Source organism: Bacillus sp. CBEL-1 (assembly GCF_004348885.1).
GTDB classification, from domain to species: domain Bacteria; phylum Bacillota; class Bacilli; order Bacillales; family Bacillaceae_H; genus Priestia; species Priestia aryabhattai_A.
In genome coordinates this window covers 1-26,078 of record NZ_SBIM01000013.1, presented here as the reverse complement: position 1 = coordinate 26,078, position 26,078 = coordinate 1, and the positions used below count along the sequence as shown (strand labels likewise).

Here is a 26,078-nt window from a genome sequence, read left to right as displayed (position 1 = left end):
ATCGAAAAGGATGATGTACATGAAAAAGAAGTGGATTGCAGCTGCAACAATTGCAGCTTTGCTACCTTTTAGTCCGTTAAAACCAGCAGCTGAACAACTTGACGACAAGAAAATCAAAGGAAATCTGGTTATTGCTGGAGGTGCCCTTGGTTCATCAAATAAAGCAGTTTATGACAAGTTTATTGAACTCTCAGGTGGTACTAAAAATGCCAAAGTCGGTATTATCCCGGCAGCTAGCGGCTCGTTAAAGTCTTCTGCAGCCTTTAAAAAAGATATGGTTACACTTGGAATAAACCCAGACTCTGTTGAAATTCTGCCACTTTCTAATCATGATTTTTCAGGCACAGCAGAAGATGAAAGCAAGTGGGCAGCCAACAGTAACACCGACAAAGTCGCTAATCAAATCAAAGATTTAACAGCTGTTTGGTTTGTTGGAGGCGATCAGGTGAAGATTGTCGATACCCTGCGCGATGGCAATAAAGATTCAAAAGCTCTTAAAGCCATTTGGGAGATGTATGAAGAAGGTGGCGTAATCGGTGGAACCAGCGCTGGTGCTGCTATTATGAGTGACGTTATGATCACTGGAGGAGATAGTTTAGGTGCGTTAAAAGGTCAAAGTGCTAAAGCTAATAAAGAGGAATATGAGCCTTTGACTGTGGGAAAAGGACTCGGTTTTTTCCAGCACGGCATTATTGATCAGCACATGAACGAGCGTGCTCGATATGGTCGATTAACTGTTGCTGCAGTAAAGCATGAGCAAAACCCAAAACAAAACTTTGCTTACGGAGTAGATGAAGATACAGCAATGGTTGTGTCTAACGAAAAAGGCACTGTCGAAGTCGTTGGCCGAAGCGGGGTGTTCTTAGCAGACGTAAGCCAAGCAACAAGTAAAGAAGATAAACAAAACGGTTTTGAAGTGAAAAACGCTAAAATCAGCTATTTATCGCCTGGAGATAAAGTGAATATTGATGCAAAGACTGTTGACGTGTCCAGCACAAAATATCTTACAAACGGAGAGGAATACTATACGTTCAAACCGCTTCCAGCAACTGGAGTATTTACTCCGTATGGTCGTTTGCAAGCTTACTTATCTTACTCACTAGTAGACAATCAGCAAACAGATCCCCTTACAAGTCAACTGCTTGATAGTAAAGGAAAAGGCTTTAAGCTTACATTTAAAAAACAAAAAGATACGAATGGATATTGGGGATATACAGATGGACAGAAGGATCAATATTCTTTTGTAAATGTTCAAATGGATATTAAACCTATGAAGGTATCTATGAGCGGTTCTAAAAAGGATAATAGCTATCAATCTCCATCGTTTAAAGCAAAAAATGTTCCACAAGAAAAAGTAAGTGGAAATTTATTAATTGCGGGTGGAGCTGTTGGAGAAAGCAATGAGCTTTACGGAAAATTTGTTGAAGAAGCTGGTGGGAAAACGAAAGCAAAGGTTGGAATCATTCCAGCAGCTAGCGGTTCGTTAAAGTCTTCTGAAGCATTTAAAAAGAAGCTTATTTCAATTGGAGTAAATCCGGATAATATCGAAATTTTACCAATTGCAAGCGCTGATTTTTCAGGCACTCCTGTAGATGAGTCTACATGGAAAAGCAATATGAACAGTGAAGCTTTAGCCAATAAAGTTAAAGGTCTATCGGGTATTTGGTTTGTTGGTGGCGACCAAACTCTTATCACAGGTTCCCTATTAAAAGAAGACGGCAGCCGTTCTACGGTATTAAACGCAATTTGGGACATGTATAAAAAAGGTGGCATTTTAGGTGGGACAAGTGCTGGCGCTGCTATCATGAGCAATACGATGATTGCTGGTGGAGACAGCTACAATACGTTAACGAAAGGATTTGTTGATTCGTATGATGGCATGGAGCAGCAAGAACTTGGACCAGGATATGTGGAACAAGGACTTGGTTTCTTCCAATATGGCATTATTGATCAACATTTTGAGCAAAAAGCGAGATTAGGCCGCTTGGTAGCAACGTCTTATGAGTTGGGTAAGAAAGGTGAACGCTCATATGGTATTGACGAAGATACAGCAATGCTTGTTCACAACAAAACAGGTGAAGTCGAAGTGTTAGGTAGAGGAAAAGTAACGGTGGTGGATATAGATAACGCAAAGGCAAGCAAGCACACGCCACGCAGTTATGAAGATATTTCTTTATCAGCTTTATCACCTGGTGATACGATTAACGTAAAAACAAACAAAATAACGGTATCGGAGACGAAGAGTGAAACAATCGGTGCAGAGTACAGCAATGCGAAAACAGCACCTAACACAGGTGTCTTTTCACCACACGGCTTGGTAAATCAGCTTATTGGCTATGATTTAGTAGATAACGAAGCTAATTCATCAGTGAAAAGCTATAGTTTAAACGGTAGCTCGGGCTTTGAGCTTGAATTCGCCAAAACGAAAAAAACTTCTGGTTACTGGGGATATACAGATGGACAGCGAGACAGCTACTCCTATGAAAACGTATCGTTATCCATTAAACCAATTACAGTAAAACAAAAATAAAAGGACGGTTATGGTTTTCCTTTCTTCGTACACACTACCTATTATGGAGGTGACGAAGAAAATGGAATCTAAAAATCAACACTTCGAGCCCGCTCACATTACAGACGAAATGCACAGCGTTATTAAGCGCATGGAAGAGCAGTTTGAAATGAAGCTTGGAAAGCGTGTAGCACTTGTTGCATATGAAGCAGAAGAAAATTAACGAAGAAAAAGAGCATTGAATCCTTATCAATGCTCTTTTTCTTCGTTTTACTGCCGAATAGTTTGTTCTATTATTTTATTGCTTTCACATGTTCTAAAGTTATGTACATAAAAGAAGTCAATACATGTAAAATGTTGTATAATTAGACATATTAAACCTGAAGGAGACACTACATGATCAAAACGAAACAATCCTTAGTTCAATTTTCAACTAAAACAATTGATGAAGCACCTGAATACTACAGCTATGCACTTCCTGTTCAAAAGATTAAAGAGTATTTAAAAACAAAAACAGGTGACGATTTTCAACTATATGTAGATAGCGACACGTCTAATGAGATTTGGGAAGTACTTGAAGAAGATCTAGATCTTCTTCCTGAAAACGTTACGGAACTCGCTTCCATTTTTGACTGCTTAGAAATGGGCATTATCTCGTCCAATCATACTGATAAAGAAATGGAACTGATTTTAAAACCATCGCTTTACAATCACCTTTATTATTATGAAAAGCATAACGTAGCGCTTGTGCGCATGCCTTCTTTTCAAAAGAACGAATTGACTCAGTATGACTATATTTTGGCATCAAGCGAAGAAAGTTTATCATCCTTTTTAGACTATGTGTTAAAACGTAAGCGAGACTATATTAAAGATTACGTGACCATTTTTATCGATACAGAAGATGGTGTTGAAAACCGTAAAGAGAAGATTACAACGCTCGTTAAACGAGACGACGTTTTTTTAGAAGATAAGCTCAAAAATCAAATCTATCGTTCTATTGACGAATTTTTCACAAACGGCGGAGAGTTTTTTCATACATATCAAATTCCATATAAACGTGGGATTTTATTGTACGGAAAGCCTGGGAACGGTAAGACAACGCTTGTCAAATCAATTGCAACGAGCATTGAAGCTCCCGTTGCCTATTGGCAAATTACAGAGTATACGTCCAGTTATTCGATTCAAGAAGTATTTTCTTCGGTTGCAAAAATGAGCCCTATGGTACTCGTTATTGAAGATATCGACTCTATGCCTCAAGGAATTCGTTCTGTGTTTTTAAATACCCTTGATGGTGCAACATCTAAAGAAGGAATTTACTTAATCGGAACAACAAACTATCCAGAACGCATTGATCCTGCTCTTATTAACCGCTCGGGACGATTTGATCGTGCTTATGAGATTAAGCTTCCAACATCCAAGCTTCGTGAACAATATCTTATGAAGAAAAACAGCAGGGATCTCCTAAAGGTGGAGGAAATTAGCGAGCTTGTTTCTGTTACAAATGAATTTTCGTATGCGCAGCTTAACGAGCTATATAACAGCATTGCTCTTCAAAAACATTATGAGGATAATGTAAACATCATCGACATTTGTAACGAATTAAAGGCAGATAATAAAAAAGGCAAGCGTAATGCTTGGTCGAATAACGATGAAGCGAATATCGGATTTTAAACTAATACTTCTTTGAAACATAAAAAACAATTTTACGTTTTAATTGTAAAGTTGTTTTTTTTCAAAGATTAGTAGACTCAGTGATGAACCTTTTTTTACTTTGATCAGGAAAACTACACGAGTAATCATATGCACGTGGATAACTGGCAAGAAGAGAACATTAAGTATTTAGAAGGGATTGCTTTGGAGCGAAGGGATGGCACGATGGATTTGTTTTTCCAAGAAGTCCATCTACTCTCGAACACGATGAAGCAAAAAGGATACATCCATGAAACGTTCGGCATTTTTTTGGGGAATGCCAAAAGCCCTGAGGGTGTTTGGAACCTCTTTTCTCAATGGCTTCAAAATAATCATTTATAAGCAGTCGTTTTTTAGCTACATAAGGCGATTCGACAGAGCTTGCTAATAAAAGTTGAAATTTTCAGAGAAAAATATTAGAATTTTTTGTAAACACTTTCACATTTCGACAACGTTTTCGAAAAAGGGTGTGTATACTAGTATCCAGGGAGAGGCATTCAAGGGAATAAGTTTGACGTCACCGTTAATTGATGTGTGCATTGGGTTTTCAAACTAAACAGTATTCATTCTAATAAACGGACACTACGTTTTATGTCGCTTTGCCATGATGGACCCTTGAAAGAAAAGCAGAGAATAGCAATCTACATCAACATTCAATAGAGGTCAACGGGGGGATATAAATGAGTATTCACATTGAGTTAAAGATGATGAGAAACTACGAAATACTAGAGGATATGACACTGGTCGAATTAGCACACACAGGCGATGATGAGTCGCTCAACCATTTAATTAATCGCTATCGTAATTTTGTACGAGCAAAAGCACGTCCATACTTTCTTATCGGTGCTGAGCGAGAAGATCTCATTCAAGAAGGTATGATTGGCTTATATAAAGCGATTCGTGATTTTAAAGAAGATAAAACGAGTTCATTCCGAAGCTTTGCAGAACTCTGCATTACAAGGCAGATCTTAACAGCTATAAAAACGGCGACTCGTCAAAAGCACGGACCGCTTAACTCATCCGTGTCCTTGGACAAGCCGCTTTCGGATGATGAATCAAACTATACACTTTTAGATTTACTGTCAGAGGAAAATCGTACAAACCCTGAAATGATGCTAATTAACCGTGAAAAGTCACTTGATATGCAAATGAAAATTTCTGAATTATTAAGCGAATTGGAGCGTAATGTACTCAACCTGCATCTAGAAGGCAAATCTTATTTAGAGATTTCAAACGAACTACAGACGCATGTAAAATCTATTGATAATGCTCTGCAGCGTGTGAAGAAAAAGCTCGAGCGTAATTTACAAATTAAGCAAGCAATTTAACTGGGAAAGCAGTACTTAGGCATAAACTAAGTACTGTTTTTTTATTGTTCAATTAACCAACCATTTTTCATCTCAAAATCAGTGAAAAGACTAGCAGAATAGAACTTGTCTCATTCCACCATATTTTACCTTGAAATGTGCGTTAGTCTAAGGTTATTAACCCATACAAAAATTTCCATATGCATATACTAGATTTCTTGAATAGCTATTTTAAGTTAAAAATCGACCTTATCACTAAAGTGATAAGGTCTTTTTGATTATTTGAATATCACAGAAACTATTTTACCCCAAATCTATTGACATATTTATGAAAAATATGATAATTAAATAGTAATTAGCACTCTAGGACAAAGAGTGCTAATTACTACATATTCATGCAACAGGAAGGAGATTTTTTATGACAAAGAAAGAATTTAAAGCTGAATCAAAACGACTGCTCGACATGATGATTCATTCAATTTATTCTCAAAAAGAAATTTTCTTACGCGAGCTCATTTCAAACGCAAGTGATGCGATTGATAAAATCTATTACAAAGCGTTAACAGATGAATCACTATCATTTGAAAAAGATCGCTACTTTATTAAAGTAACGGCAGATAAAGAAAAACGTACGCTTACTATTAAAGATACAGGTATTGGCATGACGCAGGAAGAGTTGGAAAACAACCTTGGCACAATTGCGAAAAGCGGCTCTTTGGCGTTTAAAGCTGAAAATGAAGCAAAAGATGGACACGATATTATCGGTCAATTTGGCGTTGGTTTTTACTCAGCATTTATGGTTGCTGATGAAGTAACCGTAACGTCAAAAGCACTTGGAAGCGATACAGCTTACCGCTGGAATTCAGAAGGAGCAGACGGCTATACGATTGAGCCTTGTGAAAAAGATGAAGTTGGTACAGAAATCGTCTTAACGATTAAAGAAAATACGGAAGAAGATCAGTACGACGAATACTTAGAAGAATACCGTTTAAAAGCTATTATTAAAAAGTATTCAGACTTTATTCGCTACCCAATTAAAATGGACGTTACTGAGAGTAAACCAAAAGAAGGCAGCGATTCTGAGTTTGAACAGGTAACGGAAGAACAAGTCATTAATAGCATGGTGCCAATTTGGCGTAAAAATAAGAGTGAGCTAAAAGATGAGGATTACGACGCGTTTTATCAAGAAAAGCGCTATGGCTTCGACAAACCGCTGAAACACATTCATATTAGCGTAGATGGAATGGTACGTTATAATGCAATTTTATATATTCCGGAAACAATGCCTTTTGATTATTACTCTCCTGAATACGAAAAAGGCTTAGAGCTTTATTCAAGCGGCGTATTAATTATGAATAAAAGCGCAGACCTTCTTCCAGACTACTACAGCTTTGTGAAAGGACTTGTGGATTCGGAAGATTTATCATTAAATATCTCACGTGAAATGCTGCAACATGACCGTCAGCTAAAACTGATTGCGAAAAACATTAAAAATAAGATCACGAGTCAGTTGAAGTCACTGTTAAAAGATGACCGTGAAAAGTATGAAACATTTTTCGGCACATTTGGACGTCAACTTAAATACGGCGTGTACAGTGACTTTGGGGCAAGTAAAGATACGCTAAAAGATTTACTATTATTCTATTCATCAAAAGAACAAAAGCTTGTAACTCTTAAAGAATACATTGATCGTATGCCTGAAGAGCAAAAATATATCTACTACGCGTCTGGTGAATCCTATGAACGCATCGCAAAAATGCCACAAACAGAGATGGTTCTTGATAAAGGCTATGAAATTCTTTATTTCACGGATGAAGTAGATGAATTTGCAATTAAGATGCTAATGTCTTACGAAGATAAAGAATTTAAATCTGTTTCAAGCGGTGACTTAGGAATTGAGGCAGATGAAAAAGAAAACGCAAAAGAAGAAGAAGCTGATAGCAAAGAGCTTCTTACGTATATGAAAGAAACGTTAGCAACAAAAGTGAAAGATGTTCGATTATCTAAACGTCTAAAAACTCATCCTGTTTGCTTATCAACCGAAGGTGACGTAACAATCGAGATGGAAAAAATCTTAAAAGCAATGCCAAATAACCAGCAGGTACAAGCGGACAAGATTTTAGAAATCAATCCAAGTCACAGCGTGTTCCAAGCCTTAAAAACAGCGTTTGAGCAGGATAAAGAAAAAGCAGAGCTTTACACAAATCTCCTCTACAATCAAGCCCTTCTTATTGAAGGTTTACCGCTTGAAGATCCGGTTGAATTTACAAACAATATGTGTAAAGTGATGGTATAACGCAAAGGAAGCAGAAATGCTTCCTTTTTTCAATGCAAAAATGTAACGGTTTACAAACGGTTTTTGGTAAACTGAAAGTGGGAGGGATTTTTATGACAAAATATCCAATACTTGAAGGCGCAGAGCCATTTTACTTTGAAGGAAACGAAATTGGTATTTTAGTATCGCACGGTTTTACAGGTACTACACACAGTATGAGGCCATTAGGGGAAGCTTACCACAAAGCTGGCTATACGGTTTGTGGTCCCCGTTTAAAAGGACACGGCACGCACTACGAAGATATGGAAACATCAACTTATCAAGAATGGATTCAATCACTAGAAGAAGGCTATTCATGGTTAAAAGAGCGCTGCCACACCATCTTTGTTGTTGGTTTATCAATGGGAGGGACATTAACGCTTTATATGGCAGAAAATTATCCTGAAATTAAAGGCATTGTGCCAATTAACGCAGCGATTGATATTCCTGCTTTAAACCCACAAGCATTCGAAGCGGACCCTCATACGCGTTTTCTTGACTCAGCTGGCTCTGATGTAAAAAAAGAAAACGTAGATGAAATCGGCTATGACAAAACGCCTGTTGCGTCACTTAAAGAGCTATATAAGCTGCTTGGACTTGTTAAAAATGATTTACCTAAAATTACGTGCCCAACCCTTATTTTTGTATCCACAGAAGATCACGTTGTTCCACCGCTAAACAGCACATACATAGCTGAAAACATCAGCTCAGCTGAGAAAAAAGCTATAACGCTTGAAAATAGCTACCACGTGGCAACATTAGATAACGATCAGCAAATTATCATTGATGAATCATTAAAATTCTTTAAAAACTACCAATAAGTAAAGAGCTCTTCACTTAAATGAAGAGCTCTTTACTTATTTTTAATTAATTTTACGATGTTAAGAACTCTCCAAGCTGCTGCTCCAAAAGAAAGCGCAAGCAATGCCAGAAGGATTGAAATTCTTAAAAAAGTACCCACAATTAGTTTACCTCTACTGGTACTACGAAATTGTTTCTTTTGAAAGTTTCACATTCAACACCTATATGTTCCCTATTACGGCTGTTGAAGAATGAACATAATCTGGTAGAATTTGAGAATAACAGTTAATTCAAAAAGGAGTGATGCTTAATGTTGTCAAAAGTACATGTGATTGTAACTGGGGCAGGAGCTGGGATAGGGAAAGAAATTGTCACATCATGCTTAAATGAAGGAGCGCGTGTTGTCGCTTGTGATATCAACGAAGATTCATTAAATGAACTAAAGGCTTCATATTCAACTAATAAATTGTCTACATATAGAGTTGATATTGCAGATTATGACAGCGTGAAAAACTTCTTTAAACAAATTACAGCTACATTCCCAGGAGTTAATGCTCTAGTTAATAACGCTGGAATTTATTTAGCACAAAATTTACTTACATATTCAGAAGAAGACATTAACAAAGTAATAGATGTTAATGTAAAAGGCTCAGTTTATTTTTCTCAGCTTTTCGGAAGATACCTCATCGAAAAACAAGCGTATGGCACAATTGTTAATATGTCTTCAGTTTCAGCATTAGAAGGAAGTTCCGATGCTCTATACGGTTTATCTAAAGCTGCTATACTCGGATTAACAAAAAGTTGCGCTATGAATTTTTCGCCGTATATACGAGTCAATTCTGTGGCTCCAACAATGGTGGATACATCTATGATGGATAGCATTCCAACGTGGCGCAAACAAGAGTATTTGGAACACCAGCTAATTAAAACACCGGTTTTTCCTCGTGACGTAGCTGATACGGTAGTATTTTTGTTATCAGATAAAGCCAAGCATTATACAGGAGCTACATTTGATCTTAATAACGGTGGATATTTACGTTGAAGTAAAATTTCAGTAAATAAATTGACTATCCCGCAGACTTATGATGAGTCTGCGGGATTTTTTTAAAAGAAAACCTTCTCAACAATGTGTTTAAATTTTCTAAAAACTATTGAAAGATAACGCTTTCTTTGATAAATTATATGTATTAACTTTTTACTAAAAATTTAGTGAAAATGAGTAAATATTACATAATAGGGGATGGATTTACGCATGAAAACTATACTAAACAAGGATTATTGGATTTTTGGCTTGTTTTTTGCCCTTTACTTCTTTATTTGGGCAGCATGTACACCATTTTTATCAATTTGGCTACAAAATGTTGGGGGATTAAGTTCAACTGAAGTAGGGATTATCTTTTCAGCAATGGCCATTTCAGCACTTTGCTTGCAGCCATTTTTCGGAATTATTTCAGACAAGCTAGGTCTGCGTAAAAACTTACTGTGGGGTTTTATTATTTTATTAGTATTTATTGCACCGTTTTTTATCTATTTATTTCCGTATTTATTAAAAACAAATATCATTCTTGGAGCAGTTGTTGGAGGCGCTTACCTTGGTGCTTGTTTTAACGGTGGATCTGGAACAATTGAAGCTTACATCGAAAAAGTTAGTCAAGTAAACTCGTTCGAGTATGGACAAGTTCGTATGTTTGGTTGCATCGGAGCAGCTACGGGTACGTACTTAACAGGGGCATTTTTCGCCACAAACCCTAACTTAATCTTCATCATTAGCTCAGTTGTAGCGGTAGTGTTAGGTATTCTGTTCTCGTTTGCGAAAACGAAGCAAACCAATTTAGGAACAACAACCGAAGAAATCGAAAAACAAAAAGCAGAAGCAACATCAAAAGAATCGGTATTAGCTATCTTTAAAAATAGAAAGTTCTGGTGGTTAACACTTTACGTTGTTGGGGTAACGTGCATTTACGAAGTGTTTGACCAACAGTTTGCGATTTACTTTACGCATTTCTTTAGCACCGAAGCAGAAGGTACACGCGTTTTTGGAAACCTTTACACAACTCAAATTATCATGGAAGCATTTGTTATGCTCTTGGCGCCGTTCTTCATTCGTAAAATCGGTGCAAAGAACGCTTTAATCTACGCAGGTGTAATCATGTCATTTCGCATTTTGGGTTCGAGCTTTGCGGACGGCCCAATTATGATTAGTGCGTTAAAGCTTCTGCATGCAATAGAAGTCCCTGTTTTACTGGTTGCTATTTTTAAATACATTACAGCAAACTTTGATATTCGCTTATCCGCAACGATTTACTTAATTGGCTTCCAATTCTCAAAGCAGCTAGGTGCTATTTTCCTTTCTGCAATTGCAGGAAGTATGTATGATACGGTCGGCTTTAAAAGCGCTTACTTATTATTAGGGTTAATTGCCATTACGTTTACAATCATTTCAATGTTTACGCTTTCAAGTGATAAAAAAGAAAAAAAGAAAGAACAAAGAGATCCAAGACTGGTTAACGCAGTATAAGAGAAGTCCTCGCAGTGATGCGAGGACTTTTTTGTTGTGAAAGCATTATATGGAATAAAGATGTTAAAATTCAATAAAAAGGAAGTTTTTGAGGTGATAGTTTATGATGATTGGTATACCTTTATTACTTGCTCTAATACCAGGAGTTATTTTATTATTCTTAACCTGGCTATTTAGCCGTATGCAATGGAGTTTGACTGCAAGAATACTTCCTTCTATCACGGTAGCTATGGGTGCATTGGTTCTTTTTTATATTGGATATGTAGAAGTAAGAGGCTTTGAAGGTGCCACTTATTCACTCTTAAGTATCTTTCTTTTTGCTGCTGCAACCTTTGTGATAGCCAAAAAACCGTTAAGATGATCTGAATTTTAACGACTTTTTGTTGTATAAGAGCCTTTCTACACCTAAAGTTGTAGAACACCTCCATCTATCATCTGATTTCATCGGTTAAGGTTTTCGCTATGATGATACTTAAGAAAGAGGTGTATGAATTGATTAAAGGTTTATATGAAGCACATTTACCCGTAAAAGATTTAAATCGTTCGATTACATTTTATGAGAAGTTAGGATTAGAGCTCTCTCATACCTATAGCGACCACCTTGCTTTCTTTTGGTTAAAGAAAGGAGAAAGTTGGCTTGGTTTATGGGAAACGCAACAAGTAGAATTAGACTACCATCCTTCTATCCGCCACGTTGCTTTTCACGTAACGTTGGAAAATTTGAGGTCATCAGTATCATGGTTAAAAGAAAGGCAGATAGCTCCTAGAGAAGCATTTGGCTTTATGCCTCATGAACCGTTTGTAATGGCACATGATGGCATAGCCCATGCAAAGATTCATTTTTATGATCCCGATGAAAATAGCTTAGAATTTATTTGTAAAATTCCAAACCCCACTAATATCGTCGGACGAATGTATTTAAGCGAGTGGGAAACCATTTATTCTTAAAGCTTTTTTACATAAAACAGCTCCTTTCTATAAAATGAGAGGAGCTTAATCTTTATAATTGCTTTAAACTATAAAGTGGGGTGATAAAAAATGAACAGTAAACCGATTGATGAATTAACAATTGACGATTTAAAGAACTATAAAATCTGGCAGTGGGCCCTAGATGAAGAAGAGAACGAAGCCCAAGATGAGACATGGATTACGCCTGCTGCCACGGATAACTTTACATCAGATTTAAACAGATCTATCGTATTAGGCACAATATACATAAACGCTAACCAAACAATGCCTATTATGTGCAGCCTGGATGTTACTACTCATGAAGTTTCTATTGATTCAGTTATTGTGTATAAGAAAGAAGGTGATGCTGCTTTTCAACAAATGATTGATTACGGTCACTTTAATCATTATCAAGAAGATATTGCATTCATTCGTAAGTACGGCAAAGACTGGCTATAACTAAAAAACAAAAAAGAAAGCAATTACAAAAAATGCATCTTGCTAGAATACTAGTAAGACATGAAACGGATGTGGTGGTTAGTGATGCTTCAACCAAAAGAGTATGACAAGCTTCTCGGTATCTTGGAAACATCAGCGGAAACAAAAGAAGTCGAGGGCATACGTAGCGTAATTAAACATATACCAGATTTACATATAGCTGGAGATTTAGATCCACGTGTTTTAAAAGTAATCAGCAGTTATACAAATCATTCAGAGGAAGAACAAACAGAACCTGCAAATGTTTCAATTGAAGCCATTCGAGCTAGCATGGGCTGGCTTAATAGAGACGTTACAACTACAGAAATTACAACAGAGTTAATCAGCATTCCGAGCAAAGAGCATAATATTCCTGCACGCATCTATCGCCCTATATCGAATGGTATCTTACCAGCAGTCGTGTTTTTTCACGGAGGAGGGTTTATTGGAGGAAGCTTAAAAACGGTTGAAAACCCTTGTAAAGCACTAGCTGAAAAAGCGCAAGCAGCGGTTGTTTCTGTCGATTACCGCTTAGCTCCTGAACATCCATTTCCAGCTGGCTTAAAGGATTGTCTAGCTACAGTGAGCTGGGTGCATGAAAATGCTGAAAACCTCGGAATAAATAAAGAACAACTAGCAGTTTGTGGCGATAGCGCCGGTGGCAACTTAGCTGCAGTTTGCAGTTTACTTGATTCACAGCAAGGAACAAATCGAATTAAATACCAAGCGCTTATTTACCCCGTCGTGAACCCTGGGCGAATTGATACAGAAGATCATAGATGGGACATAAATGAATATGAAGTTTTTCATCATCATGAGCTAATTAAAGGGGTTATTCTAGCATTAGCTGGCTCTAGCTCAATGCTAAATAAGCTGTATCTACAGGGAGCGGATGTTACGGATATACGCGTATCTCCTTTATTAGCCGATGATTTAAATGGTCTTCCAGAAACTCTTATTATTAATGCTGAATATGACTATCTCCGCTTACAAGCCGAAGCGTATGCTAGAAAGCTTGCACGATCTGGGGTTAAAACAAAAATGATTCAGTATAAAGGAATGGACCACGCTTTTATAGATAAGATTGGGGATTATCCGCAAGCAGAAGATTGTATCAATGAAATTGCAAAGGAACTTAAAAGTGCATTTAGAATCAATTGCTAACTTTGTATGTTGAAAGGCGAGTATATTCATGGCTCGTCTTTTTTTATTTGGTGAATATCTAATTTACTTTAATTTTATTATGTAAACTTTATATATGAAACATCACTTTCCTTGATGTTCCAAATCAATGCGCATACAATGAAAGAAGGAATCAATAGATAGGCCATCCAGATCAGTGAAAGCGATTCCTGTTTTTATGTGAGACCTGGCTTTTTCGTTCAAAAAGTAGATAACAGGAGAGGATACAATATGAATATTAAGTCACTTGATTTATTTTCACAGAAGTTCCACCAAAACCCTTACGAATACTATGAACAAATTCGTCCGCATGAACCGTTTGCAAAGGTAAAGCTTTATACAGAAGCTCCTGATTCCTGGATGGCTTTTACATATGAAGCTGCCGAAGCTGTGCTAAAAGACGAGCGCTTTATCAAAGATATGCGCACCGTTTTTCCTGGCGAAATGACGGATGAAAACGTACCGCCGATTTCACAAACGATGCTTTTTGCAGACCCACCGAATCATCGTCGTCTCCGCAGTCTTGTCCAAAGTGGCTTTACCCCTAAGAAAATTATGGGTTTAAGCGGACGCATTGAAGAAATTGCGCGTGAGCAAGCTGAAAAAATGAAAGAACACGAGACAGTTGATTTTATTGAAGCATACGCATTTCCAATTCCTATTATTGTGATTTGTGAACTTCTCGGTGTTCCACAAGAAGATCAGCTTGATTTCCAGCGTTGGTCAAACGTATTGGTCGATATTAACGAAGCTTCTCAGTACGACGAAGTATTGATGGAGTTTATGATGTACTTAGAAAAACTAATTTATAGCAGGCGACAATCACCACAAAATGATTTACTATCTCATTTAATTCAGGCAGAGGAAGACGGAGATAAGCTTACTGCTACTGAGTTGTATGGTGTTGTCATGCTGCTTATCGTTGCGGGTCATGAAACGACTGTAAATCTCATTTCAAACGGCTTGCTTGCACTTCTTACTCACCCTGACCAGCTGGATTTATTAAAGAATGATCCTTCCTTGATTTCAAAAGCCATTGACGAGTTTTTACGATACAATGGTCCAGTCGAATTCAGCACGGACCGATGGGCACGTGAATCCTTTACCTTTATGGGACAGCAAGTTCAAAAAGGAGATCACGTTATCGTGTCACTCGCTTCAGCTGATCGAGACCCAGAAATATTTTCAAACCCTGAGAAACTTGACATTACACGAGAGAAAAACCCTCACTTAGCGTTTGGTAAAGGAATTCACTATTGCCTAGGAGCTCCACTTGCACGATTAGAAGGTGAAGTTGCAATTCGCGTGCTGCTTGAAGAATTTCCAAACGTCGGCCTTGCTGCTAATTTGTCTGATTTAGAATGGCGACAAAGCTTTATTATTCGAGGTCTAAAAGAACTTCCAATTCGTCTAACTTTACGTTAAATAATAAGGAGCAGTTAAAATGAGTATCATAGAATCATTTAAAACAATTCCAACTACGTGTATATCAGACGCAATGGCAGGGTTAAACAATCTTGATCCGTCGATTAAGCCATTAAAAGAAGAATACAAAGTGGTTGGAAGAGCCTTTACCGTTAAAATACCTGTAGGTGACAACTTAGTATTTTTAAAAGCTATTAAAGAAGCGAAGCCGGGTGACGTATTAGTTGTAGATGCAAAAGGTGATACGTATAGAGCAATTGCTGGAGACTTTATCGTTGGGTTAGCGCAAACATTAGGCATTAATGGGATTGTCGTGGACGGAGTAATCCGTGATGTGGTCGGCGTAAAGCAGCTAAACTTTCCTGTTTTCTGTAAAGGAACAACTGTAGCAGCAAGCGGAAAAGCGGGGCAAGGTGAACTAAACGTCCCTATTTCATGCGGAGGCACCGCTGTTCATCCAGGCGATATCATTGTTGGTGATGCGGACGGAGTTGTAATCATTCCAAAAGAGCACGAGCAAGCTATCCTAACAAAAGCGGCTGAAAAAGTGAAGTTTGATGAGTTGCGTGACCAAAAAGTATCTGGAAATCGCGCTGAAGTTATAAATTACCTAAATGATTTTCTTTCAAAATCATAAGCCTTTATCCTCCCAAGCTACTAATCATAAAGATTGGTAGCTTTTTCTATCTCATTAGCAGTTCCTAATAACTAGCTTAAAAGGTATAATTAGTTAAAGAAACTAGGTTCTGGTTTCTATTTATATCCTGCTGCTTTATAGAGTTAAAATAAAGCAACATTTAAAAAGAAGGTGAACGTATGCAGCTCAGTATGAAAGTAAAAGGAGAAGGTGCAGAAAACGTATCGCGGTTAATTGCAAAGAATCCTTCCAATCCTTATGAACGAAAAGAAAAAGGACAGAATGTAAGGTTAGCTTTCACGACCTTTAAATCTGACGAAGCGGAATTTATTATATACGTTGATGTGGATCCTATTGAACTTGTAAAAAGCGGGTCCAATCACTTTGATATTACGCACTATATCAACGACCGTGAATTTGCGGTCAGCAGCTTGTTTTGTTCCTACATACGCAAAGCTCTCGGAACAGCTTTAAATGGCAAGCCCAAAGAAGAATATAGCGAATGGGTACATCATGCTTTTAATCTTGAAGTTAGCTTTGGTCCTATTGCCTCACATTTAGCTGATAAGCGAATCCAGGAGCTCTTCGAACCCATGGGCTATGCTGTTGAAATAGAGCGAGGAAACATTGATTATACGTTTGATTTAAAAACACGAAGCACTGCTCGTTACGTAACCTTAAAAGGAGAAGTCACAGTCCAACAAGCGCTTCAGCATCTATTTATTTTAATCCCAGTCCTAGATAACTTTAAGCACTACTTTTTGGATGAACGAGAAATTGAAAAAATAGAGCGCTACGGCGAAGGTTGGCTAGATTCTCATCCCTTAAAAAGTTATATCTATGAGCAGTCGCTTCGCTTTAAAGACCTTGTTCAACAAGCGAACGTAGCAACTAATACGGAAAAGAAAACGAACGCTCACACAGCGAAAGATAAAATTCCACTCAATGAACTGCGCTATCAGGCAATTCTTAAAAAAGTACAGTCACTTCCTGCTAAAGGAAAAGTTGTAGACTTTGGTTCAGGTGAAGGAAAGCTAGCTACTCGTTTAGGATTTATTCCAACCATAGGTGAAATTTTAGCAGTAGAGCCTTCGCAATCTGCACAGCTAAAAGCATTAGCGCGATTTGAAAAAGCTGCTGCCAAACCAAACTTCATTCAGCCTCGTTCTGTTTGGGGATCGTTATTTTATTATGATTCACAGCTTCAAGGCGCCGACATCATCATTTTGTGTGAAGTGATTGAGCATATCAATGAAGAACGACTGCCTGCCATTATGAAGACAATCTTTGCTCTTTATCAACCAAAATCACTAATTGTGACAACGCCAAACCAAGAATACAATGCCGTTTATCAGATGAATGAAGCCATGAGACACGCGGATCATCGTTTTGAATGGAGTAGACAAGAGTTTGTAAGCTGGTGTGAGGCTTGGACGCATGATTTTCCTTACTCCATAACCATTGAGGGCATTGGAGAAGAAAGCGACGAGTATGGAGCACCAACACAAATGTGTACGTTTGAACGAAAAGAGGGAGACAATTGAAGAGATTATTTTTACCTCCTGCAGGGATTGTACTTTTAATGGGACCCTCAAATAGCGGTAAAACAACGCTGTTAGAGGCTTGGATTAAAAAAGGCTATATAAAACCTTCTGAAACAGTGAGCTCAGACCAGTTCCGCTTGTTAGTAGGAGATACGGATTTTATTGAATGGACAAGCCATCCAAAAGATGAAGCAGACATATTGTTCCAAGAATACCAAACCATTTCCCAAAAAGCATTTGAAACAATGGATTATATCATTGAAACGAGGGCGAAACTGGGGAAATTAACGATCGTCGACGCAACGCATCTCTATGAAGACGACCGTAAAAGATATATTGACTTAGCGAAAAGAAATCATATACCGTGCATTGCATGTTTACTTGATATCTCAATGGAAACGTTGCTTGAACGTGATGAAACCAGAGAATTCCCACGTGGCAAAAAGCGAGTTAAACAGCAAGCGCAGATATTTGCTAAGAGCAAGCGGTCTATTAAACGCGAAGGATTTCGTCAACAGTACGTATTCACAGAAGAAGAGATCAATAAATTAGAAGTCGTTCGCACCAAAAATAAGCTTGAACTTGAGGTTGGAACGGGAATAGACGTAATTGGTGATGTTCACGCGTGCTATGAAGAGCTTATTGAACTGCTGAAGCGTCTTGGCTATGAACCAAATGAAGAAGGTCTGTACACACATCCAAGCGGACGGAAATTTCTATCAGTTGGAGACGTAATGAGCAGAGGTCCTCGTTCGCTTGAAACTATGCTGTTCTTCAAGCGGCACGTAGACGCTAACCTTGCGTATATGATTGACAGCAATCATGGTTGGAAAATTGCAAGGTGGCTAGGTGGCAGAAACGTCACGCTGTCCCACGGAGATGAAAAGGTAGCCGATGAGTTTACTCGCTATGAGGAAGAACACGGAACTGAACAAGCGGAAGAATTAAAGCGTAATCTAAAAGACTTTTTGCTAGAAGCGCCATCTCATTATATTCTGACAAAAAATAATGTACGTGTAGCTGTAGTAACGCATGCAGGCATAAGAGATGATTATATCGGAAAGCAGTCCTATCACATATCAGACTTTTGTCGATACGGAGATTCAGAAGGATTTGACGATGCCGGAAAGCCTATACGCAAAGACTGGTATACAAATCACCATACAAAAGAACTCATCATTTGGGGACATGACTGTAAAGTTCATCCTCTTGTTGTAAACAATACGGTTAACATTGATCAAGGGGCTGTATTCGGCGGTTCACTGACGGCTTTTCAGTATCCCGAAAAACAGTTTGTTTCTGTAAAAGCAAAAGAAAACTACTCTGGAACGGAGGACAATCCTCTTACACAGTGGCAGAAGAAAAGGTTAGATCCACCAAATATCGCACGTTTTATTAATGGCTATTCGGTACTCACTGACACATATGGAGATATTAAAATTCTTGAAGGAACGACCAAATCAGCAATTGATTCTGTTTCTCACTTCACGATTCCAATTGAAGAGCTTGTTTATATTCCGCCAACCATGAGCCCGACGCCGAAGCCTTCAGCGCTTGAAGAATATCTTGAGCATCCAAAAGAAGCATTTGATTACTATCAGTCAAATGGTATTCAAACAATGGTTGTTGAGAAGAAACATATGGGTAGCCGCGGCGTACTGCTATTATTTAAAGATAAGAAAGCTGCTGTTCATTACGTTGGTAGAGAAACGCTAGGAACTATTTATACGCGTACAGGACGCTCCTTTTTTGCAAAAGACGTAGAGAAACAGATTTTATCAACTTTAAACGAAGACTTAACGCGTGCTAATTATTTCTCTAAATACAACACAGACTTTGTGCTGCTTGATGCTGAAATTTTGCCATGGAACTTAAAAGCAAAAGAATTGATTAGCTCTCAGTATGCGCACGTAGCAGAAGTTGCCCTGTTAGACCGACGGAAGCTAAAAGAAAAGCTAGAAAAAGCAATCACACAGAACCAAAACGTTGACTCGTGGCTATCTGAAGTCAATCTAAAGCTTAAAAATGCTGAGATTTTCAACGAAGTCTTCCAAAAGTACTGTTGGAATATTGACGGAGTAGAGGACATTCAAATTGCACCGTTTCACGTCTTAGCCCACAGCAACGAAACGTTTTTTCAAAAAACGCATATGTGGCATATGGAAAGAAACGCTGAGTTTAGCTCGCTATCGGATTTATTTATTAAAACAGACTTTATGGTCGTGCATGACGAGAATTCCATGAACAAAGCGATTGAATGGTGGAACTCTCTTACGGAAGAAGGGTACGAAGGCTTTGTTGTGAAGCCGGAAACGTTTATCGCAAGAAATGAGAAAGGAAAGCTTCTACAGCCTGCGATTAAAGTGAGAGGGCGTAAATATCTTCATATCATTTACGGAATGGATTATTTATTACCTGAGAATCTTCAACGCTTAAAACAGCGGAACACTGGTAAAAAGCAAAAGCATGCGCTACTAGAGTTTGCTTTAGGTATCGAAGGAATTACGCGCTTTGTAAACAAAGATTCAATCGAGCGAATTCATGAATGTGCCCTTGGAACGCTTGCTCTTGAAATGGATCCTGTGGACCCTAGACTGTAAGAAAAAAGAAAAGGAAGTCATCTTTTTGGCTTTCTTTTTCTATACATAGATGAATTGAAAGGAAGAGCTTTATGATTACAAGTGAAGATTTAACAATTCGAGCATTTACATTTCATGATGCAGAAGCTATGCTTGCTCTGCAAATAAAAAACCGCTTATTTTTTGAAGAGTTTGCGCTTACTCGTCAGGATGATTTTTATACAGTAGCTGGTCAGATTGAAAAAATAAAAGATGCTGCGTTAAAAGCTCAGGAAGACAAAGAGTATTACTTTGGTATTTTCGAAAACCATGAAGAAAAGCTAATAGGAACCATTAGCCTTTTTAACATCGTGCGAGGAGCATCACAAAGCGCCATTATCGGCTACTTTTTAGATAAAGACTACAACGGTAAAGGTTATATGACTCAAGCAGCAAAGCTATTTGTTACCTATGCATTTACTAAATTAAATTTACATCGCATTCAAGCCGAAGTTCAGCCTCATAACGTTGGGTCGATACGCGTCTTGGAAAAAGCAGGATTTCATCAAGAAGGCCTTGCAACGAAAAACCTTAAAATCAGGGGAGAATGGAAGGACCATCAGGTGTTAGCGATTATTAATCCGGCTGATTGATGAAAACAAGCAAGAAGCAGAGGTGGGAGAGGACTTGAAGCAAAAAAGACTACGTGATTACGGGGTAACGATTGGAAAATTAGAAACCGGCTCATATAACGCAATTACGGACGTTAAAGGCGTTACGGTTGGGCATATGACTATTAGCGAAGGTGAACAGCAAACAGGAGTAACAGCAATCTTACCTCACCAAGGGAACATTTTCCGCGAAAAGCTCATTGCATCAAGTCACGTCATAAACGGATTCGGAAAAACAATCGGAACTATTCAAATAAATGAGTTAGGAACGTTAGAATCTCCAATCATTTTAACGAACACGCTAAGCATCGGGACAGCAGCCGATGCCATCATTGATTACATGTTAGAACATAACGAAGAAATTGGACGAACAACCGGAACGGTAAATCCTGTCGTGTGTGAATGCAATGATATGATTTTAAACGATATTCGTTCAAAGACAGTGACGAAAAAACATGTACTCAAAGCTTTAGAGACCACTTCAGAAACAGTCGAAGAAGGCTCTGTCGGTGCAGGTAGGGGTATGGTTTGCTATTCGTTAAAAGGAGGAATCGGAACGTCATCTAGACAAATCCAATTAACTCATGGCCTATATACAATCGGTGTCCTTACCTTAACTAATTTTGGTTCATTACCTGATTTAACGATAAACGGACAGCCAGTTGGCTCACAGCTTTATAACTCGATGCATTCTTTAGAAGAAATACCAGACAAAGGCTCTGTAATCGTTATTCTTGCTACTGATTTACCCGTGACAGAAAGACAGCTCAATCGCATTTTAAAACGAACGGTAACGGGCTTATCACGTACAGGATCTATTATTACAACAGGAAGCGGGGAAGTCGTCATTGGGTTTTCAACAGCAAATAAAATTCCTCATGATAAAACGTCTTCCTGCCTTTCAATTTCAGCTATTCATGAAGAAGATATCGATTTAGCATTTCGAGCCGCTGGTGAAGCCACTGAGGAAGCGGTCTTAAACTCACTTATTACAGCAACTCATGTTGTTGGCAGAAGCGGCAATGAACGACCGGCATTAAAAAATCTATTAGAGATTTACGGAATTTAGTTAGACTGAAAACCAAGACGTGTGTACAGTTGTTTATAGAATAGAAAGGAAAACAAATAAAGGTTCAGCTAACAAAGAGCAAGCAACACCCTTAAAAGCATCAGACAAGCATTTAAAAGAGCCTGAGGGACAACTGTTAGAAGGTGTATTAGTTGTTAAGAACGGGAATTTTGTATTAGCTCAGTTTGATATGAAAACAAAGGAAGAAAATAAAGTAGGTTTGGGGGATAAACTATGAAAAACCTGGGAGATCTGTACTTTTTCTGCGGAAAGATGGGAGCAGGAAAATCAACTAAATCAAAGCAATTGGCTGCGGAAAAACATGCGGTGCTGTTATCCGAGGATGAATGGCTTTCAGTTTTATACCCGAATGAAATCGCATCATTTGATGACTATCTAAAATTCTCCGCACAGCTCAAACCGTTAGTGAAAAAGCATGTCCAAAATATACTACGTGTTGGTACAGATGTAGTGTTGGATTTTCCAGGAAACACTCAAAAACAGCGAAAATGGCTTTTAAGTATCGCGTCAGAAGTCAACGCAAATCATCAGCTAATTTTCCTCAACTTAAATAACGAGCAATGTTTACGTCAAATCGCACAAAGACGTAACGAACAACCTGAAAGAGCAACTTTCGATACTATAGAGACGTTTATTCATGTTACTAAGTTCTTTGAAGCGCCAGATGTATCTGAGGGTCTAAATATTTTAGAGTTTAACGAATAGCTCAATCAAACCGTCACCTGAAACCACAGGTGGCGGTTATTCATGTAATGAAGGGGGAAGATGTTTATATTTTTTTATTTTTCTAGTTTACATAATATACATTATAGGAAGTTATAAAAATAATAGATTTTCTGTCTCAATTAATAAGTAAACTTTAGATAATGAGACAGAAAAGAAATTTATTAGGTTACGTATTGAAATTTCACTATAGATCTTAATGCATGATTAAATTAAAAAGCTTATGGTTAAACGTCGGTCATTTAAGCTAAGCTTCATTTGCTTTTGTAGACTGAAGCCATATAACATGCAGCATCTCATATAGAAAAATAAATATACTGTGATTGACGTTTATTTAAATGTTATTTCGTAGACTCTATAAGCATCATTTTCTTAATTAGTTTACATAATGTTTCCTTTAAACGTAAATTTTAAGTTTAGAGCGTTATTATCCCTATATTGGATTAATATTCATTTTAATTTGTTTAACACCCGTATTTATTGTAACTATATCCATTAAAAATTATTTTTATACAATTAAACCCTCTGATTTTTCCTTATTTCTAACCTCTAACCTTGCTGTTATCACATTTTTAGTTGTAGTTTTATATGCATTGAGGTATAATGAATAACAAATAGAGATCGGCATATGTTGGGTGTAAAATCATCCGATTTTAAAGGAGCGATACTTGTGAATATTACAATTTATTATGGTAACCACGAAGATAAAACAATTCACACAATGGATTGTCATGTAGATATTGATGTAGACGACGAAGATTTAGTTTCTTTAACAGATGTACGCTAAATCTATATAAAAATAAATGTTCAAAACACAAATCGACTGATTTGTGTTTTTTTATGTTTACTCTCCCCCGCTTTCTTTGTAAGACATAGCTACTTTTTTATTTTTATCTGCTTGTCCTCTTTACTTTTCGCTCTTTTTTTCGTATGATTTAATAAGAACATACGTTCGATTTATTGATTGCAAGGAGTGTTTGTTAGATGAGCAACAGAAAAAGAAAAAAGCCGCTTCCCCCTACCCTTTCTAATACTGGTTTTATCGGAGCAACATTCGCAGATACAAATGAGCTGCTTGCAAATGAATATCACTTTTCACGTAAACAAATGAAGATCACTCACCACGTATTGGATGCACTCTTACAAGGTGTGACGCAGCTGTTCCAACAGCATAATGTTGAAGCCGCTCTATCGTGTGTTTATTTACCAAAGTATAAAAAGATTGGTCTTGTTTTATCTAAGCAACCGTTTGGGCGTCGCGAAGGTATTGGCTACTTTATTAATTACTTGAAAGAAGTTGGTCATATTGATTGGGATGAGAAAACAAAGGATTATGAAATACATAACACGAGTTTTATAGGCGTTGTGTTTGCGGATTTAGAAAAAATTTCAAAGTTTACCTTTGAATTCGAACTTCAGCTTCTAGCTAAATTTGTAAAAGAACTAATTATCCCTGCTAAGGAGCTCTTTTTACAGCACCATATAAGAGCTTATATCTCAGGGGTTGAAAATGATGAGCAGCATAAATTAGGCTTTGTACTTTCTATTAAACCTTACGACGAACGTAAAGAAGCAGATTTGTATTTTGTTGAATACTTGAAAGAACGCGGTCTTTATGAAGCGGATGAATCTGAGGAAGAATTAATTCCCATACATACGAAGTGGAGTCTATTCTCCAAATAAAAATTCCCATTTCTCACAGTTGAGAGTGGGAATTTTTATATTTTTTTGGTTACTATAAACAAATTAGTAGTAACTACTAATAGTTAGTATTATAATAGAAGCTATAATGATGGAATGTCATTATAGACATTTTTTTATAGAAAAGGAGTCGTGGCGATGATTCGTTTAGAAGAACTAATTCCAAAAGAACGCTATAATTTAACGGAGGAATTCGAAAAACACGCATCTGACCACCTTGCGATTAAATGGCAAGATGCTGATGGTCATCGAGAGGAAATTACATATAACAATCTATTAAAACGAGCAAATAAAGCCGCAAATTCATTAACAAAACTCGGTTTAACAAAAGGCGATCACGTCTTAGTCATCATGCCCCGCTTAATTGATTCATATGTCATGTACTTAGCATGTTTAAAAGCAGGTATTGTCATTATTCCTTCTTCAGAAATGCTTCGAGCAAAAGATATCCAATATCGTTTACACCATGCCCAAGCAAAAGCGATTATTTCATATTCTCCATTTTGTCAAGAAGTAGACGAAGTAACAGACTTGCCTTCTTCTCTACAGCATAAAATTGTTCTGGGAGATGCAGTAACCTCTTGGACATCTCTAGAGCCTCTTATGGACTCAGCAAGCGATCAGTTTGAAGCCGCTGATACTAATAAAGATGATACGGCATTTTTACCTTACACATCAGGTACAACTGGCAATCCAAAAGGCGTCGTTCATACGCATGGCTGGGCATATGCTCACCTACGCTTAGCAGCACGCGAATGGCTAGATATAAAAAAAGGTGATATCGTTTGGGCAACTGCAGGCCCAGGCTGGCAGAAATGGGTTTGGAGTCCGTTTTTATCTGTTTTAGGTCAAGGGGCAACAGGAATTGTGTATAACGGCCGTTTCGAACCTGAGAAGTACTTATCGATTTTACAAGATGAACAAGTGAATGTGCTATGCTGTACACCGACCGAATACCGATTCATGGCAAAATCAGCAAGCTTAGATTCCTTTGATTTATCGCATATTCATAGCGCAGTATCAGCTGGTGAGCCGCTAAATGAAGAAGTCATGAACGTATTTAAACACCACTTTGATATTCAAGTCCGTGATGGTTATGGCCAAACAGAAAATACGCTTTTAATTGGAACATTAAAAAATGTAGATATTAAGGTTGGTTCAATGGGTAAACCGATGCTTGAAGAATTTATTGAGATTATTGATGAAGACGGTCATCCATGCGCTCCTGGTGAAATTGGAGATATTGCGGTTCGTAAAGACCTCCCTTCACTTTTTAAACATTACTATAAAGACGAAGAACGTACAAAAAAAGCATTTCGTGGTAATTATTATCTAACGGGTGATCGTGCTTCTAAAGACGAAGATAACTACTATTGGTTCCAAGGCCGCAGCGATGATATTATTATTAGCTCTGGCTATACAATTGGACCTTTTGAAGTTGAAGATGCCTTGATTAAGCACTCCGCTGTGAAGGAATGCGCTGTAGTTGCAAGCCCGGATCCAGATCGTGGTAACGTAGTTAAAGCCTTTGTTGTATTAACTGACCCTACGTTAACTGCTGATGAATTATTAATTAAAGATTTACAAAATCATGTTAAGCACCTAACAGCACCTTATAAATATCCTCGACTAATTGAATTTGTATCTGACTTACCAAAAACAAATTCAGGTAAAATTCGTCGCGTTGAGCTGCGTGCTCGTGAGCAGCAAGTTACGCAATAAGCAACAAAAAAACCGAAGCAAATAGGGGACTGACCCCGTAAAGTGAGACAAATAAAAAACACCTTTAAGTTGAAAACTGGGTATGTAGTACCTAACCATCACTTGGAGGTGTTTTTTTCTATGGGAACAAGAGTTAGTTATCCAGTCGAACTAAAGTTAAAGGCAATTGAAATGAGATTAGCCGGTGTACCTGTAAAAGAAGTCTTATCACAACTAAACATTCGAAATCCTACCCAATTAAAAACGTGGATGAAGTGGTATC

General features: G+C 37.7%; 24 protein-coding genes. All 24 read left to right on the top strand.

The window, feature by feature from the left end; all coding sequences use genetic code 11:
- Positions 1-19 precede the first annotated feature (19 nt).
- Positions 20-2,530: a cyanophycinase gene (locus EPL02_RS10115; protein ID WP_131887604.1), complete on the top strand. Its 2,511-nt coding sequence runs from the start codon at positions 20-22 to the stop codon at positions 2,528-2,530.
- 61 nt (positions 2,531-2,591) lie between these two features.
- Complete coding sequence (locus tag EPL02_RS20855; protein WP_165932543.1) at positions 2,592-2,732, top strand: hypothetical protein; 141 nt, start codon at positions 2,592-2,594, stop codon at positions 2,730-2,732.
- 173 nt (positions 2,733-2,905) lie between these two features.
- Positions 2,906-4,180, top strand: coding sequence for an AAA family ATPase (locus EPL02_RS10110; protein WP_131887603.1), 1,275 nt, complete (start codon positions 2,906-2,908; stop codon positions 4,178-4,180).
- Positions 4,181-4,309: 129 nt separating this feature from the next.
- Positions 4,310-4,540 (top strand): hypothetical protein, encoded by a 231-nt coding sequence (locus tag EPL02_RS10105; RefSeq protein WP_131887602.1) that lies wholly within the window; start codon positions 4,310-4,312, stop codon positions 4,538-4,540.
- Between the two features lie 338 nt (positions 4,541-4,878).
- Positions 4,879-5,526 carry an RNA polymerase sporulation sigma factor SigH gene (gene sigH, locus EPL02_RS10100; protein WP_061785188.1) on the top strand — a complete coding sequence of 216 codons (648 nt, stop codon included), beginning with the start codon at positions 4,879-4,881 and terminating at the stop codon, positions 5,524-5,526.
- A 397-nt stretch (positions 5,527-5,923) separates the two neighbouring features.
- Positions 5,924-7,801 carry a molecular chaperone HtpG gene (gene htpG, locus EPL02_RS10095; protein ID WP_131887601.1) on the top strand — a complete coding sequence of 626 codons (1,878 nt, stop codon included), beginning with the start codon at positions 5,924-5,926 and terminating at the stop codon, positions 7,799-7,801.
- A gap of 92 nt (positions 7,802-7,893) precedes the next feature.
- Entirely contained in the window at positions 7,894-8,640 is a 747-nt protein-coding gene (locus tag EPL02_RS10090; RefSeq protein WP_205687709.1) for an alpha/beta hydrolase, read from the top strand.
- Between the two features lie 290 nt (positions 8,641-8,930).
- Entirely contained in the window at positions 8,931-9,662 is a 732-nt protein-coding gene (locus EPL02_RS10085) for an SDR family NAD(P)-dependent oxidoreductase (RefSeq protein WP_131887599.1), read from the top strand.
- A 210-nt stretch (positions 9,663-9,872) separates the two neighbouring features.
- Positions 9,873-11,138: an MFS transporter gene (locus EPL02_RS10080; protein ID WP_131887598.1), complete on the top strand. Its 1,266-nt coding sequence runs from the start codon at positions 9,873-9,875 to the stop codon at positions 11,136-11,138.
- 103 nt (positions 11,139-11,241) lie between these two features.
- The gene (locus EPL02_RS10075) at positions 11,242-11,499 is read left to right on the top strand and encodes a hypothetical protein (RefSeq protein WP_131887597.1); all 258 of its coding nucleotides are present in this window, start codon (positions 11,242-11,244) and stop codon (positions 11,497-11,499) included.
- A gap of 131 nt (positions 11,500-11,630) precedes the next feature.
- Complete coding sequence (locus EPL02_RS10070; protein WP_094910087.1) at positions 11,631-12,086, top strand: VOC family protein; 456 nt, start codon at positions 11,631-11,633, stop codon at positions 12,084-12,086.
- A gap of 90 nt (positions 12,087-12,176) precedes the next feature.
- Positions 12,177-12,545 (top strand): hypothetical protein, encoded by a 369-nt coding sequence (locus EPL02_RS21360; protein ID WP_286175391.1) that lies wholly within the window; start codon positions 12,177-12,179, stop codon positions 12,543-12,545.
- A gap of 84 nt (positions 12,546-12,629) precedes the next feature.
- Positions 12,630-13,727, top strand: coding sequence for an alpha/beta hydrolase (locus EPL02_RS10060; RefSeq protein WP_131887596.1), 1,098 nt, complete (start codon positions 12,630-12,632; stop codon positions 13,725-13,727).
- A gap of 249 nt (positions 13,728-13,976) precedes the next feature.
- Positions 13,977-15,170, top strand: a complete 1,194-nt coding sequence (locus tag EPL02_RS10055; protein WP_131887595.1) for a cytochrome P450 family protein — start codon at positions 13,977-13,979, stop codon at positions 15,168-15,170.
- A gap of 19 nt (positions 15,171-15,189) precedes the next feature.
- On the top strand, positions 15,190-15,807 hold the full coding sequence (locus tag EPL02_RS10050; RefSeq protein WP_094910084.1) for an RraA family protein: 618 nt from the start codon (positions 15,190-15,192) through the stop codon (positions 15,805-15,807).
- Positions 15,808-15,986: 179 nt separating this feature from the next.
- A complete protein-coding gene (locus EPL02_RS10045) occupies positions 15,987-17,351 on the top strand; it encodes a 3' terminal RNA ribose 2'-O-methyltransferase Hen1 (RefSeq protein WP_131887594.1) in 1,365 nt (454 codons plus the stop codon).
- Positions 17,348-19,951, top strand: coding sequence for a polynucleotide kinase-phosphatase (locus EPL02_RS10040; RefSeq protein WP_131887593.1), 2,604 nt, complete (start codon positions 17,348-17,350; stop codon positions 19,949-19,951). The genes EPL02_RS10045 and EPL02_RS10040 overlap by 4 nt, the downstream gene beginning before the upstream one ends.
- Before the next feature lie 71 nt (positions 19,952-20,022).
- The gene (locus tag EPL02_RS10035; RefSeq protein WP_131887592.1) at positions 20,023-20,562 is read left to right on the top strand and encodes a GNAT family N-acetyltransferase; all 540 of its coding nucleotides are present in this window, start codon (positions 20,023-20,025) and stop codon (positions 20,560-20,562) included.
- A gap of 34 nt (positions 20,563-20,596) precedes the next feature.
- Positions 20,597-21,649 carry a DmpA family aminopeptidase gene (locus EPL02_RS10030; protein ID WP_131887591.1) on the top strand — a complete coding sequence of 351 codons (1,053 nt, stop codon included), beginning with the start codon at positions 20,597-20,599 and terminating at the stop codon, positions 21,647-21,649.
- A 19-nt stretch (positions 21,650-21,668) separates the two neighbouring features.
- Positions 21,669-21,887 (top strand): hypothetical protein, encoded by a 219-nt coding sequence (locus EPL02_RS10025; protein WP_131887590.1) that lies wholly within the window; start codon positions 21,669-21,671, stop codon positions 21,885-21,887.
- Entirely contained in the window at positions 21,884-22,375 is a 492-nt protein-coding gene (locus tag EPL02_RS10020; protein ID WP_131887589.1) for a P-loop nucleotide/nucleoside kinase family protein, read from the top strand. The genes EPL02_RS10025 and EPL02_RS10020 overlap by 4 nt, the downstream gene beginning before the upstream one ends.
- A 1,002-nt stretch (positions 22,376-23,377) precedes the next feature.
- The gene (locus tag EPL02_RS10015; protein WP_094910077.1) at positions 23,378-24,076 is read left to right on the top strand and encodes a hypothetical protein; all 699 of its coding nucleotides are present in this window, start codon (positions 23,378-23,380) and stop codon (positions 24,074-24,076) included.
- A gap of 156 nt (positions 24,077-24,232) precedes the next feature.
- Positions 24,233-25,816, top strand: a complete 1,584-nt coding sequence (gene mbcS, locus EPL02_RS10010) for an acyl-CoA synthetase MbcS (RefSeq protein WP_131887588.1) — start codon at positions 24,233-24,235, stop codon at positions 25,814-25,816.
- A 120-nt stretch (positions 25,817-25,936) separates the two neighbouring features.
- Positions 25,937-26,078 (top strand): helix-turn-helix domain-containing protein (locus tag EPL02_RS21130; RefSeq protein WP_131887122.1); only part of this gene is annotated, 142 nt, incomplete at its 3' end.

Excerpts from the sequence above, each read along its gene's own strand:
- EPL02_RS10115 (WP_131887604.1), top strand. The coding sequence starts at position 20 with ATGAAAAAGAAGTGGATTGCAGCTGCAACAATTGCAGCTTTGCTACCT.
- EPL02_RS20855 (WP_165932543.1), top strand. The coding sequence starts at position 2,592 with ATGGAATCTAAAAATCAACACTTCGAGCCCGCTCACATTACAGACGAA.
- EPL02_RS10110 (WP_131887603.1), top strand. The coding sequence starts at position 2,906 with ATGATCAAAACGAAACAATCCTTAGTTCAATTTTCAACTAAAACAATT.
- EPL02_RS10105 (WP_131887602.1), top strand. The coding sequence starts at position 4,310 with ATGCACGTGGATAACTGGCAAGAAGAGAACATTAAGTATTTAGAAGGG.
- sigH (WP_061785188.1), top strand. The coding sequence starts at position 4,879 with ATGAGTATTCACATTGAGTTAAAGATGATGAGAAACTACGAAATACTA.
- htpG (WP_131887601.1), top strand. The coding sequence starts at position 5,924 with ATGACAAAGAAAGAATTTAAAGCTGAATCAAAACGACTGCTCGACATG.
- EPL02_RS10090 (WP_205687709.1), top strand. The coding sequence starts at position 7,894 with ATGACAAAATATCCAATACTTGAAGGCGCAGAGCCATTTTACTTTGAA.
- EPL02_RS10085 (WP_131887599.1), top strand. The coding sequence starts at position 8,931 with ATGTTGTCAAAAGTACATGTGATTGTAACTGGGGCAGGAGCTGGGATA.
- EPL02_RS10080 (WP_131887598.1), top strand. The coding sequence starts at position 9,873 with ATGAAAACTATACTAAACAAGGATTATTGGATTTTTGGCTTGTTTTTT.
- EPL02_RS10075 (WP_131887597.1), top strand. The coding sequence starts at position 11,242 with ATGATGATTGGTATACCTTTATTACTTGCTCTAATACCAGGAGTTATT.
- EPL02_RS21360 (WP_286175391.1), top strand. The coding sequence starts at position 12,177 with ATGAACAGTAAACCGATTGATGAATTAACAATTGACGATTTAAAGAAC.
- EPL02_RS10060 (WP_131887596.1), top strand. The coding sequence starts at position 12,630 with ATGCTTCAACCAAAAGAGTATGACAAGCTTCTCGGTATCTTGGAAACA.
- EPL02_RS10055 (WP_131887595.1), top strand. The coding sequence starts at position 13,977 with ATGAATATTAAGTCACTTGATTTATTTTCACAGAAGTTCCACCAAAAC.
- EPL02_RS10050 (WP_094910084.1), top strand. The coding sequence starts at position 15,190 with ATGAGTATCATAGAATCATTTAAAACAATTCCAACTACGTGTATATCA.
- EPL02_RS10045 (WP_131887594.1), top strand. The coding sequence starts at position 15,987 with ATGCAGCTCAGTATGAAAGTAAAAGGAGAAGGTGCAGAAAACGTATCG.
- EPL02_RS10035 (WP_131887592.1), top strand. The coding sequence starts at position 20,023 with ATGATTACAAGTGAAGATTTAACAATTCGAGCATTTACATTTCATGAT.
- EPL02_RS10020 (WP_131887589.1), top strand. The coding sequence starts at position 21,884 with ATGAAAAACCTGGGAGATCTGTACTTTTTCTGCGGAAAGATGGGAGCA.
- EPL02_RS10015 (WP_094910077.1), top strand. The coding sequence starts at position 23,378 with ATGAGCAACAGAAAAAGAAAAAAGCCGCTTCCCCCTACCCTTTCTAAT.
- mbcS (WP_131887588.1), top strand. The coding sequence starts at position 24,233 with ATGATTCGTTTAGAAGAACTAATTCCAAAAGAACGCTATAATTTAACG.